The following is an 862-nucleotide window of genomic DNA, read 5'->3' on the forward strand; positions in this document are numbered from 1 at the left end:
GGCCCGGCCCACGGCCCGGAAGAGCCGCTCTCCCGCGTCCTACCCGAACCGGCCGTTGACGTAGTCGGCGGTCCGCGGGTCGCGCGGGTCGTGGAACATCTGCTCGGTGCGCCCGTACTCGACGACGTGGCCGGGCCGCCCCTCCTCGGCGAGAAAGAACGCGCAGTGGTCGGACACCCGCGCCGCCTGCTGCATGTTGTGCGTCACGATAATGATCGTCACATCCGAGGCGATCTCGGCGATGGTCTCCTCGACCCGGCGGGTGGATGTCGGGTCAAGAGCCGAACAGGGCTCGTCCATGAGCAGCACAGCCGGCTCGACGGCGAGCGAGCGGGCGATGCACAGCCGTTGCTGCTGCCCGCCGGACAGCGCGCCCCCCGGGGAGCGCAGGCGGGTCCGGACCTCGTTCCACAGGCCGGCCCGCAGCAGGCAGTGCTCGACCAGGGAGTCCTTGTCCTTGCCCTTGATCCCGGCGAGCTTCAGGCCGCTCGCGACGTTGTCGAAGACCGTCATGGCGGGAAACGGGTTGGGCTTCTGGAAGACCATGCCGATCCGGCGACGGGTCTCCTGCGCCCGCTTGCCGGCGGCGTAGATGTCCTCGCCGTCCAGCAGAACCTCACCGGCCAGGGACGCGCCCGGGATGAGCTCATGCATCCGGTTCAGGATGCGCAGGTAGGTGGACTTGCCGCAGCCCGAGGGACCGATGAGCGCCGTCACCTCACCGGGTCGCATCGTCAGCGAAACCCGGTCAAGCACCTTGCGCTCCCCGAACCACGCGGAGACGTCCTTCGTTTCCAGCGCCGCGCCGGAGACCGGCCCGGTCCGCTCACGGCGGGCGGCGGGCACCAGCCCCGTCGCCGTG

1 protein-coding gene is annotated in these 862 nt (G+C 70.5%); it reads right to left on the reverse strand.

The features are described 5' to 3' along the window. Positions 1-39 precede the first annotated feature (39 nt). Entirely contained in the window at positions 40-849 is an 810-nt protein-coding gene (locus tag MJ783_RS14475; RefSeq protein ID WP_370651631.1) for a phosphate ABC transporter ATP-binding protein, read from the reverse strand. Positions 850-862: the final 13 nt, after the last annotated feature.

The organism is Protofrankia sp. Cj3 (genome assembly GCF_917627355.1).
GTDB lineage: Bacteria > Actinomycetota > Actinomycetes > Frankiales > Frankiaceae > Protofrankia.